The 1,143-nt window shown below is 59.9% G+C and carries 3 pseudogenes; all 3 read left to right on the top strand.

Features of this window, described 5'->3' with window-relative positions:
- Positions 1–214: 214 nt before the first annotated feature.
- Positions 215–409, top strand: a pseudogene (locus ACUSIJ_RS29615) (transposase); the annotation flags it as partial.
- A gap of 61 nt (positions 410–470) precedes the next feature.
- A pseudogene (locus ACUSIJ_RS29620) lies at positions 471–647 on the top strand (IS3-like element IS426 family transposase); the annotation flags it as partial.
- Between the two features lie 146 nt (positions 648–793).
- A pseudogene (locus ACUSIJ_RS29625) lies at positions 794–970 on the top strand (IS256 family transposase); the annotation flags it as partial.
- Positions 971–1,143 lie beyond the last annotated feature (173 nt).

A 1,143-nucleotide genomic window follows, 5' to 3' on the forward strand; every position in this document is an offset into this window, starting at 1 on the left:
TATCTACGACACGATTTATGTTTAAGACCTATGATGCGACGAGTCTTGGGAACTGTGCAAACGCGGATGCCGATAGCGGCGGGCTTCGACCTCATCGCCGGCAGAAGCTCGATAATGCCATCGTTGAATTTCGGAGCAGGCTGAACTGCCCCCCATTTCAATCGGACACCCGGCGTAAGCATGAAGGCTCAAGGATATCCTTGAGGACAGGCTTATGTCGGAGGATTATCAGCGTATCGGGATAATCACGGGGGTCGCTCGCCGGCACTGGTCGGCGGAGGCGAAGCTGCGGATCATCGAGGAGAGTTTCGAACCGGGAGAGACGGTCTCTTCGGTTGCCCGGCGCAACCGCGTGGCGCCCAATCTTCTGTTCCGTTGGCGCCGGCTTTTGAGCGAAGGAGGAGCGGCGGCCGTGGCATCGGACGAACCTGTGGTCGGCAGTTCTGAGGGACGGCGGCTCGGTGCGCGCGCCGCATGCGATCGAGCATCTGTCCGACAACGGCAGCCCCTACACCGCGAAAGACACACGCGATTTTGCGACAGCACTCAACCTCGTGCCCTGCTTCACACCGGTGAGGAGCCCCGAGTCCAATGGCATGTCCGATGTGTTCGTGAAGACTTTCAAGCGTGACTATCTGCACGTCAATCGGCCGTGTCCCGAGAGCTGGTGTAGGATGCCGTGTGCGGAGCCATCGGCGTAGCGCAGTGCGTGGTCGACTGTGACGCTGGCGGTCATCGCCGATCTTCGAGAAGGTTCGGGTTGCAACACCTGGAACCTGAAACGGAGACGACGATGACCGATGAGAGAATGGCGCTAATCAAGCTGGTTGAGAAGCGGGCCGATGGCGACCTCGTGCGCGACATGTTGGCTTTCGCGGCCGATCGGATCATGGAAGTGGAGGTCGAAACGCGAACCGGCGCGGCGAAAGGTGCACGCTCGCCGCTACGCGAGGTCCAGCGCAACGGATATAATGCAATCTATCCTCATTCAGCGCTCAAGATGCGCTCCCCGAGGGAGTTCATCAGAGCTCAGGCCCAGTAGCCGGGTGTCCGGTGAAAAAGGGGGGGCACTCCACCGTTCAGGCGTATTGCGCGAGCCCGTGACGGTGTGTTCCCTTCGTCGATCAACACCGATGATGGCAT

The organism is Pseudochelatococcus sp. B33 (assembly GCF_053570585.1).